The 14,848-nt window shown below is 72.5% G+C and carries 10 protein-coding genes, 1 pseudogene and 1 riboswitch; of the genes and pseudogenes, 6 read left to right on the top strand and 5 right to left on the bottom strand.

The features are described 5' to 3' along the window. The first annotated feature begins 27 nt into the window (after positions 1–27). A riboswitch (cobalamin riboswitch) is annotated at positions 28–150 on the top strand. A gap of 39 nt (positions 151–189) precedes the next feature. The 4 genes from MMF93_RS01460 (at position 190) to MMF93_RS01475 (ending at position 5,096) form a co-directional block, all read left to right on the top strand. Beyond that, positions 190–1,737: an ABC transporter substrate-binding protein gene (locus tag MMF93_RS01460; protein WP_242748745.1), complete on the top strand. Its 1,548-nt coding sequence runs from the start codon at positions 190–192 to the stop codon at positions 1,735–1,737. Positions 1,738–1,780: 43 nt separating this feature from the next. After that, complete coding sequence (locus MMF93_RS01465) at positions 1,781–2,728, top strand: ABC transporter permease (protein WP_242748747.1); 948 nt, start codon at positions 1,781–1,783, stop codon at positions 2,726–2,728. Positions 2,729–2,823: 95 nt separating this feature from the next. Beyond that, on the top strand, positions 2,824–3,576 hold the full coding sequence (locus MMF93_RS01470; RefSeq protein WP_242748748.1) for an ABC transporter permease: 753 nt from the start codon (positions 2,824–2,826) through the stop codon (positions 3,574–3,576). Continuing rightward, positions 3,573–5,096, top strand: coding sequence for an ABC transporter ATP-binding protein (locus MMF93_RS01475; RefSeq protein WP_242748750.1), 1,524 nt, complete (start codon positions 3,573–3,575; stop codon positions 5,094–5,096). Before MMF93_RS01470 ends, MMF93_RS01475 begins: the two co-directional genes overlap by 4 nt. Before the next feature lie 61 nt (positions 5,097–5,157). Here MMF93_RS01475 and MMF93_RS01480 read toward each other — a convergent pair whose 3' ends face one another. The 3 genes from MMF93_RS01480 to MMF93_RS01490 all read right to left on the bottom strand — a co-directional run bounded on the left by MMF93_RS01480 (position 5,158) and on the right by MMF93_RS01490 (position 7,503). Further along, a complete protein-coding gene (locus tag MMF93_RS01480; RefSeq protein ID WP_242748752.1) occupies positions 5,158–6,000 on the bottom strand; it encodes an alpha/beta fold hydrolase in 843 nt (280 codons plus the stop codon). Positions 6,001–6,067: 67 nt separating this feature from the next. Then, positions 6,068–6,772: a DedA family protein gene (locus MMF93_RS01485; RefSeq protein ID WP_242748753.1), complete on the bottom strand. Its 705-nt coding sequence runs from the start codon at positions 6,770–6,772 to the stop codon at positions 6,068–6,070. Further along, a complete protein-coding gene (locus MMF93_RS01490) occupies positions 6,769–7,503 on the bottom strand; it encodes a class I SAM-dependent methyltransferase (RefSeq protein WP_242748754.1) in 735 nt (244 codons plus the stop codon). Before MMF93_RS01490 ends, MMF93_RS01485 begins: the two co-directional genes overlap by 4 nt. A gap of 133 nt (positions 7,504–7,636) precedes the next feature. On the opposite strand from MMF93_RS01490, the gene MMF93_RS01495 reads away from it, so the two are divergent. Both MMF93_RS01495 and MMF93_RS01500 read left to right on the top strand, forming a co-directional pair. Beyond that, complete coding sequence (locus tag MMF93_RS01495) at positions 7,637–8,776, top strand: sensor histidine kinase (protein ID WP_242748755.1); 1,140 nt, start codon at positions 7,637–7,639, stop codon at positions 8,774–8,776. Then, positions 8,773–9,441, top strand: a complete 669-nt coding sequence (locus MMF93_RS01500; protein ID WP_242748756.1) for a response regulator — start codon at positions 8,773–8,775, stop codon at positions 9,439–9,441. The genes MMF93_RS01495 and MMF93_RS01500 overlap by 4 nt, the downstream gene beginning before the upstream one ends. 231 nt (positions 9,442–9,672) lie before the next feature. Here MMF93_RS01500 and MMF93_RS01505 read toward each other — a convergent pair whose 3' ends face one another. Beyond that, positions 9,673–12,747 carry a CARDB domain-containing protein gene (locus tag MMF93_RS01505; RefSeq protein WP_242748757.1) on the bottom strand — a complete coding sequence of 1,025 codons (3,075 nt, stop codon included), beginning with the start codon at positions 12,745–12,747 and terminating at the stop codon, positions 9,673–9,675. A 246-nt stretch (positions 12,748–12,993) separates the two neighbouring features. Further along, a pseudogene (locus tag MMF93_RS01510) lies at positions 12,994–14,661 on the bottom strand (glycosyl hydrolase); the annotation flags it as partial. Positions 14,662–14,848: the final 187 nt, after the last annotated feature.

Consider the following 14,848-nt stretch of genomic DNA (forward strand, 5'->3'; position numbering starts at 1 on the left):
AGGAACGGCGCCGTGGTAGTACATACACACACCATTGGGTGACGCGGTCAGGGAAGCCGGTGCGAATCCGGCGCGGTCCCGCCACTGTGACCTGCTCTGGGTCCACTCCAGAGCCGGGAGCCAGACAACTGGCGCGTCGCCGCTTCCTTCGACCCGGGGCGTGGACACCCCAGGAGAGGCTCGCGCGTCATGTTCGACAGCGTATCGATGCAGGGTGCCGTCCCCCGGCGCCGCATACTCGCGGGAGCGGGCGCTCTCACGGCGACCGCGGCACTCGGCGCGTGCGGCGGCTCCGGTGGCGCGCCGGGCGGGGCAGGCGGCTCGCGGCTGCGCGCGGCGTTCAGCGCGGGCGGATCCCAGGAGACGCTCGACCCGCACAGGGCACCCCTCTTCGTCGACCAGGCCCGCGCCAAGGCGCTGTACGACAGCGTGCTGACGTACAAGGACGACATGTCCGTCCAGGCCCGGCTGGCCGAGTCCTGGGACAGCGACCGTTCCGGCACACGGTGGACGGTGCGGCTGCGCAGGTCCGAGTTCCACGACGGGTCGCCGGTGACCGCCGCCGACGTGCTGTGGAACTACCGGCGTATCGCCGATCCCGCGGTGGGCGCCCAGTCGGCGCAGCTCTTCTCGGCCGTCGACTTCGCGGCGAGCCGGGCCAGGGGCCGCGAGCTGACACTGGTGCTGAAGGAGCCGGACTTCGAGTTCGCCAGTGCGCTGGCCGCGCCCGGTACCGAAATCGTCCCGCGGGGCACGAAGAACTTCGCGCAGCCGGTGGGTTCCGGTCCTTTCCGGTACGGCTCGTTCACCCCGGGCGGCTCGGCTGTGTTCCGGGCGTGGGACGGCCACTGGTCGGGCGGACCGCACATCGAGGAACTGGAGTTCGTGCCCGTGAACGAGGAGCGGGCACGGGTGAACGCGCTGCTGTCGGGACAGGTGCACTACGCGCACGACCTGTCCGCCGCCTCGGCCGGACGGCTCGACGGCGAGGAGAACGTCAAGCTGCTCCAGACGAAGCTCAGCACCATGCAGGCCCTGCTGCTGCGGTTGAGCCGCGAGCCGTTCTCCGACGCCCGCCTGGTCGAGGCGTTCACCCTCGGTCTCGACCGCGAGGCCCTGGTGAAGGTGGCGTTGTCGGGGCGCGGCACCGTGGGCAACGACCTCTTCGGCAGGGGGCTGCGCGGTTACCCGCAAGGCCTGCCGCCCCGCGAGCGCGACGTCGACAGGGCACGCGCCCTCGTCAAGGCCGCGGGGGCGGAAGGGCTGCATGTCCGGCTGGAGACCGGCCCCGCCGACGCGAGCTGGCAGAACGCCTCCTCGCTGATCGCCGGCCAGCTCAAGGAGATCGGGCTGGTGGTGGAGCCGAACGTACGCGCCGCGGCGACCTACTTCGGCCAGATCAAGACGAAGGGCGTCGCCGCGCACAGCCGTACCGCGACGCTCCCGGTCCCCACCCATCTGCGCACCCGCCTGCTGGCGGACGCCCCCAACAACCTCACCGGCTACCACTCCGCCAGGTTCGACCGGCTGATCGCCCAGGCGGCAGGCACCCGGGACGAGAAGGTCAGGCTGGAGCTGCTGGCCCGTGCGCAGCGTCTGGCCCGGGACGCCTCGGGTCAGCTCGTGTGGGGGTTCAGCGACTGGATCGTCGGGCTGGCCGCAGGGGTGCGGGGGCTGCGCGAGGCACCACCGAACTCCTGTGACTGGGCGCGGTTCGACACCGTCAGGATCGGCTGAAGAGGCTCGCTGTGGACCGCACGACCGCGACGGGATCCGCACCGTGTTCCGCTACGCACTGAGCCGTGCCGCCGTCGCGGCCGGCCAGTGCTTCGCCGTGCTCGTCGCGGTCTTCGCGCTGACGTCGCTGCTGCCCGGGGACACCGCCGACGTGCTGGTGGGTGAGCAGGGCACCGAGGAGCAGGCCGCGCTGGTCCGCACCCGGCTCGGCCTCGACCAGCCGGTGGTCAGCCGCTTCGGCTCCTGGCTCCACGCCGTGCTCCAGGGCGACTTCGGACGCTCGCTGGTCACCGGCCTTCCGATCACGCACGAGGTCACGGCGCGTCTGGGGACTACCGCGCTGCTGGCCGGCTGCGCGCTCGCCGTCGTCGTGCCGCTGGCGCTGCTGCTCGGGGTGGCGAGTGGTCTGCGGGAGGGCTCGTGGATCGACCGGGCGCTCAACGGGGCGACGGTGCTGCTGCACGCCGTTCCCGAGTTCGTCCTCGGCCTGCTCCTGGTCGCCTGGCTCTCCCTGGGCCTGGGGCTGCTGCCTGCCACGGCCGCCGGCACCGCGGGGGCCGAGCTGCCGCTCACGCCCCAGGTGCTGGTGCTGCCTGTGGGTGTCCTGGTGTCCCGGCAGCTGTGCGACCTGGCACGGCAGGTGCGCATCGGAGTGGCCGAGCGCAAGGACGGCCCGGTGGCATCCCACCTGCGCCTGCTCGGGCTTGGCGAGCGCCGGATCGTGGTCCGGCACGTCATGCCGAACGCGCTCGCGCCCGCCGTCCAGCAACTGGCCCGCTGCGTCGACGGGTTGCTGGGCGGCGCGGTCGTCGTGGAGTCGCTGTTCGCGGTCAGCGGCCTGGGTACGGGGTTCGTCGAGGCGGTACAGAACCGCGACCTGCCCGCCGTGCAGTGCTACGCGCTGGTGTTCGCGCTGACAGCGGTCGCGGTGAACCTGCTGGCCGATCTCGCTGTGCACCGGCTGGTCCCGGTGCGGGAAGGACGCGCGTGACCACCTCGGTGCGCCGGCGTCGGTGCCGCGACGCCCCTCACCGGCGGCGCCCCCGGGCCTGCGCGGCGAGTGCGGGAGCGGTCCTGCTGCCGGCCTTGCCGGTCCTCGTGGCCCTGGCCGGCCCCTTGCTGCCCCTCTCGGCCGCACCCGGCGGCACGCCGTCGGCACCGCCGGGGCCCGGGCACCTGCTGGGAACCGACTCGCTGGGCCGGGACGTTCTCGCTCTGGTGTCGCGGGGCGGGCTCTCGGTGCTCGGCATGACAGCCGCCACGCTGGTGCTGGCGTACGCGGCAGGGGTGCCGTCGGGGCTGCTGGCCGCGCACGGTCGCAGGTGGGTGGACGAGACCGTGATGCGCGGGCTCGACCTGCTGCTGGCCTTTCCCTCACTGCTGCTGTTGATGACTCTGGCAGCGACGGGGCACCGCGGGACCGGCACGCTCGTGGCCGCCGCCGCTCTCGTGCAGGTGCCCGCGGTGGCGCGGCTGGTGCGCGCCACCGCGCTGGCGCCGGGCTGCCGCACGGCCGTGGAGGCGCTGCGGCTCCAGGGCATGCCGGAATGGCGCGTCCAGTGCGGCTATGTGGCCAGGAGCGTGAGAGGCCCGCTGGTCACGGACGCAGGGAGCCGGTTCGGGCTGGTGCTGTACCTGCTCGCCTCCGCCAACTTCCTCGGTCTGGGGCTGCCCGCGGACTCCCCGGACTGGGCCGTGGTCATCGAGCGCAACACGGACGCGCTCTTCCTCCAGCCCGCGGCGGTCCTCGTACCGGCAGGGCTGCTGATGGCACTGTGCGTCGGCGCGAACCTGACGGCGGACCGCTTCCTCGCGCGGCACGAGGGGCGGTCGCGGTGACCGGCGCGGGGCCCGGCGCCGGCGTGGGCGCGGACGCCCGTACGAGCGTGGGCGCGGACGCCGGGGAACTGCTGAGGGTGCGCTCGTTGTCGGCACGCTCGCGTGACGGTGTCACGCTGCTGGACGGGGTGAGCTTCGTCCTCGCCCCAGGCCGGGCCCTGGCAGTGACCGGTCCCTCAGGCAGCGGGAAGACCACCCTGGGGCTGGCCGCGCTCGGCCTCGATTGGCCCGGCATCGCCTTGGGCGGCCGGGTGCTGCTGGGCGGAGCCGAACTGGTCGGCGCCTCCGCGGCCCAGCGGCGCGCCGCCAGGGCGGGCCTGGTCGCACACCTGCCGCAGGACCCGGCCAGCGTTCTCGACCCGGTGCGCCGCATCGGCTGCACACTCCGCGAGCTCGCCCGCTATGCCGCAAGCGGCTCCGCACGCGGGCGGCTTCGCCGTTCCGCGTGCGAGGCGGCGGTACACCAGGCGCTCGAAGCCGCCGCGATACCGGAGGGCGCGGGGCTGTTGCGCCGGTTCCCGCACCAACTGTCCGGGGGCCAGCAACAGCGCGTCGCGCTGGCCACCGCGCTGATCACCCGACCGCGGCTGCTGGTGCTGGACGAGCCGACCAGCGGCCTGGACCAGGACACGGCGGCGGTCCTCACCGACCGGCTGCGGGGCATCAAGGAAGGCGGCACGGCCCTGTTGCTGCTCACCCACGATGCGCGGCTGGTGGCCGAACTCGCCGACACCACCGCCGTACTGGAGCGCGGCCGGATGGTCACCCCTTCCGGGGGTCCCGCACCGGCTCCGCCCTCGGGGCGGCGGCACGGTCGTGCTCGCAGCGCACGCGCCCCTGAGGGCGTGTCCGCACAGGAGGTGACCGTACGCGCCGGGCGGCACCGCGCGGCCCCCGTGCTCGAAGGGGTCAGCATGGCGTTTCCGCCCGGCAGCCGGACCGCGCTCGTCGGCCCGTCCGGATCGGGCAAGACGACCTTCGGCCGGGCGCTGGCCGGGCTGACACCCGCCTCCTCGGGACGGATCGTCGTGGACGGGCATGTGCTGCCCGCGGCCCTGCCCGGGCGCGACGCGACGCAGCGTCGGATCGTGCAGTACGTGCACCAGGACAGCAGGGCCTCCTTCGACGAGTTCCGACCTGTGTGGGGCCAACTGGCCGACACCGGGCGCTTTCTGCGCGGACTGCCACGCGCGGAGGCCGAAGCGCAGGCACGCGCCCTGGCCAGGTCGCTGAGGTTGGAGGACGAGTTGCTCTCCCGCCGCCCCGAAGCCCTCTCCGGCGGGCAACTCCAGCGTGCGGCGCTGATCCGCGGGCTGCTGGCCCACCCCAGGCTGCTGGTCTGCGACGAGGTGACCTCCGCGCTCGACAGCGAGGGTGCCCGCCTGGTGCTGGCGGCGCTCGACGAGGTGAGCCGGGCCGGCGGAGCGGTTCTGCTGATCACCCACGACACCGGGATCGCGCAGGAATGGGCCGAGACGGTGCACCATGTCGACTCGGGACGGTTGGTGACCGCCGACTAGGACCCGCCGCGGCAGGAGACCTCGACGCGTGGCTGTGACCGGCGCGGTCGCGGACCGGCACTCACCCCCACAGTCCCCGCAGGGCGGCGTTGACGGCAGCGGGCTCCTGGGCGTGGGGATAGTACCCGGGCACCCGCAGGAGCCGGCCCCCGAGGGAGTCGGTGAGGGACTCCGCCACGGCCATCAGGGGGAGCCCGACGTGCTCGCGGTACGCCGCAGGTGCCTGCTCCCAGGTCCCGCAGATCACCAGAACCGGCAGGGCGGCATCCCGGATCGGCGCCGGCGGGATCTCCGCCTCCCATACGGGCCGCTCCCGCATGGCGGTGGCAACGGCACGAAGCCGGCGCGGCGTCGGGTCGGGCGCAGGCATCCCCAACCCCTCGGTGGACGCCCGCAGATACTGCTCCGGCGTGATGTCCTGCGGGACGCCGGGGGCGCCGTCGCGCACGCGCGCGAGGAGGTCGGCGACGACGGGACGGTCGGCGGCGGCCGTGAAGGCGGAGGGCTGGAGGAGGGCGAGGGAGCGGACGAGGTCGGGGCGGCGTGCGGCGGCGAGGAGTGCGACGACGAGGAGTGCGACGACGGCACCGTTCCCGTGCCCCACGAGGTGGGTTCCGCCGTTCCCGGCGGCGTAGCCGCCGTCGTCGAGGATGTCCACGACGTCCTCGGCGTCGACGTCGACGTCGCTGCGGGCGGTGTCCGGGCTGTCACCGTAGCCCCGGCGGTCCATCAGGAGCAGTTGCCGGCTGTCGGCGAGGGGCCGCTGCCCGGCGAACCCGTAGGCGGAGTCGCTGCCCCAGGCGAAGATGTTGTGGACGAAGAGGGCAGCGGCCGCGTCCGCCTGGGCCGCCCCCTCTCCGACTCCGTCGCGGTCGTCCCACACGGTCACGTGCACCCCTGACACGAGCGACCCTCCTGAGGCCGGGGAACGTCGACTGCCGGGAGACCACTGGTCCACGGCGCGTGCTCGTTCACGTGCGAGCTCTGCGTTCGCGGCAGACCCTAGCCGCAGCGGCCAAGTACGGTCCAGGCGCGCGGAGTCGTCCTCCCTCCGCGGGTCGCGATGTGGCGTGCGCGCGGCATGCCGGTCTCCTCCGCGCTCTCGTCCACAGCAGCGCCCCTCCGGCGGCGAGGACAGCGACGGCAGCGGGGGCGCCGAGGGTGAGGGCGCTTCGCGGCGAGGCGGCGGCCGCATAGCCCGCCCCGGCCTCGGCGGTGGCCCACAGCGAGGCGGCGAGCACGCTGCAGGGAGCGATGCGGCGGTAGGGCACGCCACTCGCGCCGGCCAGATGGGGGGCGAGGGTGCGGACCACGGGGACGAACCGGGCGAGGAGGAGCGCCTGGCCGCCGCGACGGGCCATCAAGGCTTCGGCGCGCTGCCATGCGGTGGCGGGGACGCGTCGGCCGATGCGTGCGCCGCGCAGGCGGGTGCCGAGCAGGCGCCCGGTGCGGTGGGCGAGGAAGTCTCCGGCCACCACGGCGCCCGCGGCGGTCGTCAGGACGAGGAGCGGGTGCAGGTGGCCTGCCCGGGCGAGCGCCCCCGCGGCCAGCAGCAGGGTGAGGGTGGGGATGAGGGCGCCGATCAGCAGCACGGACTCGGCCAGGACGGCTCCCGCCAGTACCAGGTAGGCCGTGGCGGCGGGCACCTGCCCGAGCGCGGCGGTCAGCGAGGTCACCGGCCCGCGCTCACAGCGGCGCCGCTTCCGCGCGGCGCCGGAGGCAGCGGCGCACGGTCGAGCTGCCAGACCCTGGCCGGAGGGAGGTTGGCCCAGACCGTCCGGCAGTCGGCCGCATACCGGCGCTGGTAGGCGGCCACCGCCTCCACGGCCGCGTGGTGGCGGCGGGCTTCGGCGCGGGAGGAGAGCAGGGTACGCGCCTGGCGCGTGCCCAGGTAGGCGAAGTAGGTCAGCGTGCCGCCCGGGCGAAGCAGCGCCAGGTACTTCTCCATGACCGCTTCGGCCTGGTCCGGGCTGAAGTTGGTCAGAGGCAGTCCGGAGACGATCACGTCGTAGCGTCGGCAGGTGTCCATCTCCTCCACGTGGCCCTGGTTGACGCGGACCCGTACCGGTTCGTCTGCCGGGCGCGGGTGGGCGCCGGCGAGCTGACGCAGCGGGCCGGTGAAGCGCGGGTTGGCTTCGACGACGTCCAGGCGGCTGTCCGCAGGGAGCTGTGCGAGGAGAGTGCGGGTGACGGCTCCGGTTCCCGCGCCTGCCTCCAGGACGGTCAGGGGCCGCCGGGCCCGTGCGCGTACGGGTGCGGTGAGTGCCCAAGCCAGCGCCCGGCCGCTGGGGGCGACGGCTCCCGTGGTGCGCGGGTCGCGTGCGGCCTCTTTCAGGAACATCCAGCTTCTGGCGGCGCGCCGCTGCCCGGCGGCACGCCGGGGTGTCGTGGTGGTCCGATCGTTCATGCCGGCGACGCTAGGCAGCGGCACGCGCCGGGGAATCCGCCGAAGTGCGACCGCCCGCCCCCTACGAAAGGAGGGGGCGGACACGGCTGATCGGCCAAGGACCGCACGCGGGTGGCCGCCTAGGCTTTCGCGGGTGAGCTGGAGAAGAAGTGCCGCGTGGAGGGGGTACGGGCGCTGGGGCCTGGTGCTGCTGCTGACTCTGACCGCGGTGCAGAACACCGCCTCGTCTCTGGGCGGGCGCTATCTGACGGTGCGCACCGCGGCAGTCGTGCTGTGCGGAGCGGTCTTGCTGGTGCGCCGGCTGCCGTGGCCCGTCCCTGCGCTCGTGACCACGGCGGCGGCCGCGGCGTGGGGCTGGCCGACGCTGCCCCTGCTGCTGGTCGCCCTCTTCGATCTGGCCGCGCACCGCCGCGCCCGGGCCGCAGTGGGCTGTGCGGTGGCCGCGCTGGTCGCGAACGTGTTCACGGACCCGGTGTTTTCGCTGTGGAGACCGCAGCAGTACGGCTCCAGCCTCTTCCTCCTCCTCGCTGTGGTCGGCGGCCTGTGGCTCGGCAACCGGCGCCGCCTGGTGGAGGCGCTGGGCGCCCAGGTGGAGCACCTGTCGGTTGAGCGGGAGCTTCGCGAACAAGCGGCCCGGGCGGCCGAGCGGTCGCGGATCGCCGCCGAGATGCACGACGTGCTCGCCCACAGGCTCAGCCTGATCGCCCTGCACACAGGGGTGCTCGCCACCAGAGCCGGCACGCTGCCCGCGCCGGTCGCCGACCGCCTGTCCCTGCTGCGGACCGCCTCCACCGAGGCCTTGGCCGACCTGCGTGACGTGCTCGGCGCGCTGCGGGACACCGAGCAGGTCTCCGTCCCTGCCGCTCCGGTCCTGCGGGAAGCGGAGGAGCTCGTCGAGCAGGCGCGCACGGTGGGCCAGCAGGTGGACCTCCGCGTCACCGGGCACCCCGAGCAGGCGCCCGCGGCCCATCGCCTGGCCGTCTACCGGCTTGTCCAGGAAGGCCTGTCCAACGCGCGCAAGCACGCACAGGGCGCACCGGTCGCCATCCGCCTCGGCTACGCCCCGCCTGCCACTACCGTGGAGATCACCAACGTCGCCGGTGCTCCGGCCCCGGAGCGCGTCGAGTCCGGCTTCGGCCTGGTGGGCCTACGGGAGCGGGTCACCGCCCTCGGCGGCCGGCTGCACGCCGGGCCCGGCGACGGCGGTGGCTGGCTACTGACCGCCGCACTCCCCCACCCGCCCGATCCCGCGCAGAACGGTTCCCGCACATGATCCGCGTCCTGATCGCCGACGACGACGCCCTGGTCCGCCTCGGTCTGGCCGACCTCCTCGACGGCGACGACGAGGTCGAGGTCGTCGCACAGGCCCCCGACGGGCTGCGCGCCGTCGAACTGGCCGCCGCCCACCGGGTCGACGTCGCCCTCGTCGATGTGCGCATGCCCACCATGGACGGCATCACCGCCACCGCCCGCCTGCGCGCCCTCCCCCACCCGGCGAGGGTGATCACACTCACCACCTTCGATCTCGACGAGTACGTCTACAACGCCCTCGCCGCCGGGGCCGACGGCTTCCTGCTGAAGGACACGGACCCCGCCGAGATCCTGCGTGCCGTCCACCTGGTCGCCGCCGGCTCGGCCATGCTCCATCCGAGCGCCGCACGCCGCCTCATCGACCGGTACCACCACTCACACCAGCCGCAGGCGACCGCCGCCCGGACCCGGCTCGACCGCCTCACACCCCGCGAACGTGACGTGCTGGCCCTGCTCGCGCGGGGAAAGACCAACGCGGACATCGCCCAGGACCTCCGGATGCGCGAGAGCACCGTCAAGGCCCACGTCAGCCGCCTGCTGACCACCTTGGAGGTCACCAACCGCGTCCAGGCGGCCCTCCTGGCCCGGGACGCGGGGCTCACCCCGGGACGTGACGGGACCGGGTGACGCCGCCGCGTCTGCTGCCTGGGGTCACCATGGGCTTCCCGGCCGGTGCGGGAACGGCTCGGGCTCCGGCGGGACGTGGTGGAAGCGGCGCGGTGGCGGCCGGTGAGGACCCGCGCCTCGGCGACAACCGCCGTGCCGCCCGCCCGCTCGTTTGCGCGAGGGGCGGGCGGCAGGCGGGCCGGCTCGGCCCGGGTGGTGCGAGGTGGACCGGTGCGGCCGGCACGGAGATGCTTACCGCCGTCGGCCGCGCTCCGGCGTTCCGGTGGCGTTCTTCGCGGCACCCTTCTCGATCACGAACTGGGAACCGGGTTCGACGAGGATGTCCCCGTCGGCCGAGTCGGTGATCGTCACGTTCGAGAGTGTCGCGCTGCCGCGGGCACCGCCGTGTGCGCGGATGCCCGCGCCGTTGTTGGACTTGGAGATGCGCACGTCCTCGATGCGCACGTCAGGTGTGGCACCACCTCCGGACTTGAACTGGATGCCATCGTAGGTCGAGTCGTGGATGTCGGTGTCCCGGATGGTGACGCCCGGGATGTCCTGCCCCTGCGCGAACAGGGTGATGGCGCCGAACTCCTGGGCCTCTCCCCAGAAGGCGCCGCCCGTGCGGTACAGGCCGTTGTTGGCGATCAGGGTCTTGCCGGAGAAGGGCAGCGGATCGTGGTCGGTGGCGAGCATGATGCCGGGGTAGTTCATCGTGTCGGAGACCAGATTGTTCTCGATCGTGTTGCCGTACCCGCCGTAGACGGCGATGCCATTGGCGCGCCAGGGCAGTTGGATGGTGTTGTTGCGGAAGGTGTTGTCGTGGCCGATGTCCACGGACGGGTCCTTGACGTGTTTGTTGGCCCACACGGCCAGGGCGTCGTCGCCGGTGTTGCGGAACGAGGAGTTGACCACCGTGGAGTTGCGCGTGCCGTTGGTGAGGTTCACGCCGTCCGCGTAGGTGTTGCGGATCCGCATGCCGCTGAACTCCAGGCCGTCGCCAGGACCCCACAGCTCCGGGATGTTGCTGTAGTCGCGGCCGACCCAGGTGCCGACGTTGGCGTGCTCGATCCAGACGTTCTTGATCTTGGTGTCCTTGCCGAACCGGCCGTTGAGGCCGACTCCGCCCTCCTGGTTTCCGTCCCCGCCGCGGATGGTTCCCGAGCCGAAGATGGCGATGTCGGAGATCTTGGTGTTGTCGTCGATGTCGAACCCGAAGTTGCCCTCGTGCGGATGGTTGATGCCGCCCGCCTCGTGCGGCGGGGTCAGCGTGTAGAGCTGGGAGTGCCACATGCCGGCGCCGCGGATCGTGACGTCCCGGATGCCCACCTGGTTGTAGTTCCCGCGGTCTTCGGGGTCGTCGGTGAGGATCTTCTGCTCCTGGCGCCACTGGCCTGCCGGGATCCACACGCACGCGATGTCGCCGTTCTGGTCGGCGGTCACGGCCCGCTGGATGGCCTCGGTGTCGTCGGCCCCGTCGCCCGGGACCGCGCCGTACTCGGTGATCGAGGTGCACTCGGCCGGTTTGCTCGCCGCCGGCGCCACCTGCTCCAGGTCGATCAGGTCGACGACGTAGTACGCGGCGTCGTCACCCGCGTCGCGTTGCAGCCGGAACTCGGTGCCCTCCGGGTAGGTGTGCTCCAGCAGTGTGTGCGACTCGTCGAAGAGGCGCCGCGCGTCGCCGCCCGGGGTGTTGGTCAGCCCCTCGGGGCTGTCGGTGTTGCCGTACAGCCAGCTGTGTTTGGAGGAGAGCGTCACCTTGCGCACGAACTCACCGTCGGCGTAGAGGCTGAGAGTGGCCTCCTGGCCGCCGCCGCCCGGTGCGTCCGGGATCGAGTTGCGGACGACGAGTGAGTTGCTGGCGCTGGTGGAGGTGAACTCCACGTACTCGCCCGTCGCGTCGAGCCGTACCGACTTGCGCCCCGAGGACTCCGTGGCGAAGTTGGTGTGTCCGAAGGGGCGTTCCGGCTCGGCTTCGAGGAGCTCGCCCTCGTAGGTGGCGTCCTCCGCCTCGTACTCGACGTACGGCACGGCCGCTCCGCGCCCCACCACGATGGAGCGCGCGAAGACGTTGTTGTCCTCGTTCGTCTCGGTCACGACACCGGTGGCGTCGGCCGTCGCGGTGAGTGTGGCGCCGCCGCTGGTCGCGGTCCAGGTGTCGTCGATGTCGACGGTGGCGGTGCCGCCGGCGGGGATCGCCGCGGTGGTGCCCTCCAAGGTGGCGTCGCCCACGGTGAGCCGGGTGACGGAACCGGCGGTCACCGCGCTGGTGCCGCGGTTGTGCACCTTCACCGCGAACGTGACGTCCTCGCCGACGGCCGGATCGGCCGGCTTCGAGGTGATGCCGGTGACTTCCAGGTCGGGGCCCGGGCTCTGGCCGACGGTCAGTTTCTTCTCGGCGGTGCGGCTGTTGTTCTCGTCGTCCTGCTCGAAGACCGTGTCGGTCGGGTCGACCGCGGCGGTGAGCGTGTAGCTGCCCTGCGCGTGTTCGCCCAGGGAGACCGGCACCTTCGCCGACTCCCCCGCGCCGAGTGCGGGCACCGTGGCGCTGCCCGCGACCGCGCCGTCCAGGCTGGCCTCCACGGTGGTCTTCTCCGCGTCCGCCGTGCCGGCGTTGCGCACTGTGGCGTGCGCCGTGATCCTGTCCTTCTCCGTGGGCTCGGCCGGGTCCCAGGTCAGGTCGGAGAGGGTCAGGTCGGGGTTGGGTGCCTTCGTGCCCATCACCTGGAACTCGGCGACCTGCCCGCCGTACCCGGAGCTGTTGCCGGAGATCTTCAGCCGTAGGTCGGCGTAGCGGCCGGTGACCGGGATCGTCACGGCGTTGCCGTTGTCCGAGGGCGAGAACCGGTAGTCCTCGCGGGCCTTCAGCGAGGTGAAGTCGTCGGCCGACTGCTCTCGCCCGAGCACCTCGATACTCTGCGTGCGCGCGGACCAGGACGGGTCGGGGTTGAGCCTGACCACGACCGACTCGACGTCGGCGTTCGAGCCCAGCTTCACCGTCAGCGTCGACGGCTGGTCGCTCGCCTCCCAGTAGGTGCCCGTGCTGCCGTCGTTGGCATTGGCGGCCAGGTAGTTCTGTGTCGACGACGACGCCTCGATCGGCTTGTCCGACGCGAGGTTCGTCGCCCCGGCCGAGGGGTGGGCGGACGGATCGGGGGTGGCTGCCGCGGCGGCCACGGGCAGGAGCCCGGTGGCCGCCAGCACGACACCGAGCGTCAGGCGGGTCAGGCGTCCGGCACGGGGTAACCGGCTCGTGGCGCCCGGCCGCCGGGCACGGTGGTCCGCTCTGGTGGCGCCGGGCCGTTGACCGCGTTGCTTCCGTCTCATGGCGTCCTCTCCTTCCATGGGTGCACGGGTGCGCCGCGCGGGGCGCCCGGGCCTGTGTGCCGGGCCGGCGGCGCGGGGAGACCGTGGCAGGCTGCGCCGACGGCCCGCGGGATGCGCGCAAGGTGCGCGTTGCGTGCCGTTCGCTGCCCCGGCGCGCTCCGGGGCAGCGAACGGGTCGCATGGACGGGCCCTCGGGAGGGGCTTCGCGGGAGCGGCCCCCACGGGAGGGGCTTCACCGTGAAGGCCTCACTCCACGTTGAGCGTGAACGTGGACGTGGTGTTCCTGATGTCCTCGGCGTTGTCCTTCAGGGTGAGGTTTTTGAAGGTGGCCTCACCGGCGGCGGGGCCCTGCCCCTCCTCCGGCATCTCGTTGGCCCAGATGCCGAAGCCGGACTTCTCGTCGAACTCGTCACCGGACTTGTGCGCCCCGGAGACCGTGATGTCGGACAGCACCGTGTCCTCGACCGGGTTCTGCGGCTGACCGCCCACGTAGTTGGTCTGGAACATGATGCCGTGGTAGGTCGGTTCTGTGATGTCCACGTCGTCCACCCGGATGGCCCGGAACGGCTTGGAGGCGGAGAACATCCAGATGCCCGGGAAGGTCTGCCCGTTCCAGAAGTGACCGCCGGCGCGCTCGACGCTGATGTTCTCCAGCCGCGTCGGGTCGGGCCCGAAGCCGTTCATCGGGTAGCCGAAGTCCAGTGAGGAGACGGTGATGCCGGAGTAGACGAGGGTGTCGGCGACGCGGATGTCGCGGAAGGTGTTGAGGTGGCCGCCGTAGACCGCTATGCCTGCCGCCCGCCAGGTGAGCTTGCTGGTGAGTTTCTCGTAGACGTTGTTCTTCTGGTCGGTGCCGCCCGCGTCGGTCGAGGAGAACAGCGCGAACGAGTCGTCCCCGGTGGCGCGCGCCTCGTTGTTGGTGACCAGGTTGTCGGTGGACCCGTTGGTCATGTTGACGCCGTCGGCGAAGGTGTTGCGAATGCGGTTGTTCTTGAGCGTCATCCGGTCCGTGTTCGCGCCCCAGTAGAGGCAGACCATGTGCTCGGTCCAGATGTTCTCGATCGTGATGCCGGACACGTTCTGGAAGTCGAACACCTTGCCCGGGCCGTCGATGCGGGAGGTGTAGTTGCCGAAGTAGGCGAAACCGGAGAACGTCGAGCCGTTCGCGCCCTGGTCGGCACGGAAGCCGATGTCGGTGTTCTGCTGCCCGGCTGGCGCGTGGAAGCGGGTGAACCACGGGCCGGCTCCGACCACCTTGACCGGCTTGCCGTAGACCTGGAACTTGCTGGAGGTTTCGTAGTCGCCCGGCGGCAGGTAGACGCCCTGGATCTTCCCTGTGGTGTCCATCCGCGCCTTGTCCAGGGCGCTCTGCACGTCCTGGTGGCCGGTGCCGGCCGGCTCGACGTACGCGTCCGGATCCGGGTTGGGCGCGGCCGTGACCTTCTCGAAGTCGACGAAGTCGATCGCGTACGTGGAGGTGTTGCCGCCGTCCTTCTGGAGCCTGATCTTCGCACCTGCCGGGACGGTGCGGCCCAGATCGAGGTGCGCCTCGTCGTAGATGTGCCGCGGCGGGCCCGCGTTCGGGTCGTTCACCGGCGCCGCTTCCGGCCCGTAGAGCCACGCGTACTGGGAGGTCAGCTCGAGAGGCTCGGTCTTCTCACCGTCCACGTAGACGTCGAGTGTGGCGTCCGTGCCGTCCGGGATCGAGAACCGGGTGACCAGGGTGTTGGTCTCCACCGGCGCGGTGAACTCCACGTACTGGCCGGTCTCGGTCAGCGTCACGGCCTTCCGGCCCGACGCCTCTCCCGCGAGGTCGCCGATCTTCCTGTTGGGCCCGAGGACCCGCGCGCCGCCACCGGTGGTGCCGGTCTCGGCCTCGACGGTGGTGTAGGGCATCTCGGCGCCCCGCCCCGCCTGTGTCTTGTGGGCGTGGCCGGTGCGCGCTCGCGCCGACGCGGCACCGGTCTCGGGCGGGGTGAACGCGGCCTTCGTGCGCGCGGCCGTGCCGGCGGGGACCGCGCGGGTGACGGCAGGGCTGTCAGGTGACTGGTTGCCGGCCGCGTCCCTGGCCCGCACCACGTAGGTGACCTTCTTCTCGTCC

It is taken from the genome of Streptomyces tubbatahanensis, from assembly GCF_022699385.1.
GTDB classification, from domain to species: Bacteria; Actinomycetota; Actinomycetes; order Streptomycetales; family Streptomycetaceae; genus Streptomyces; species Streptomyces diacarni.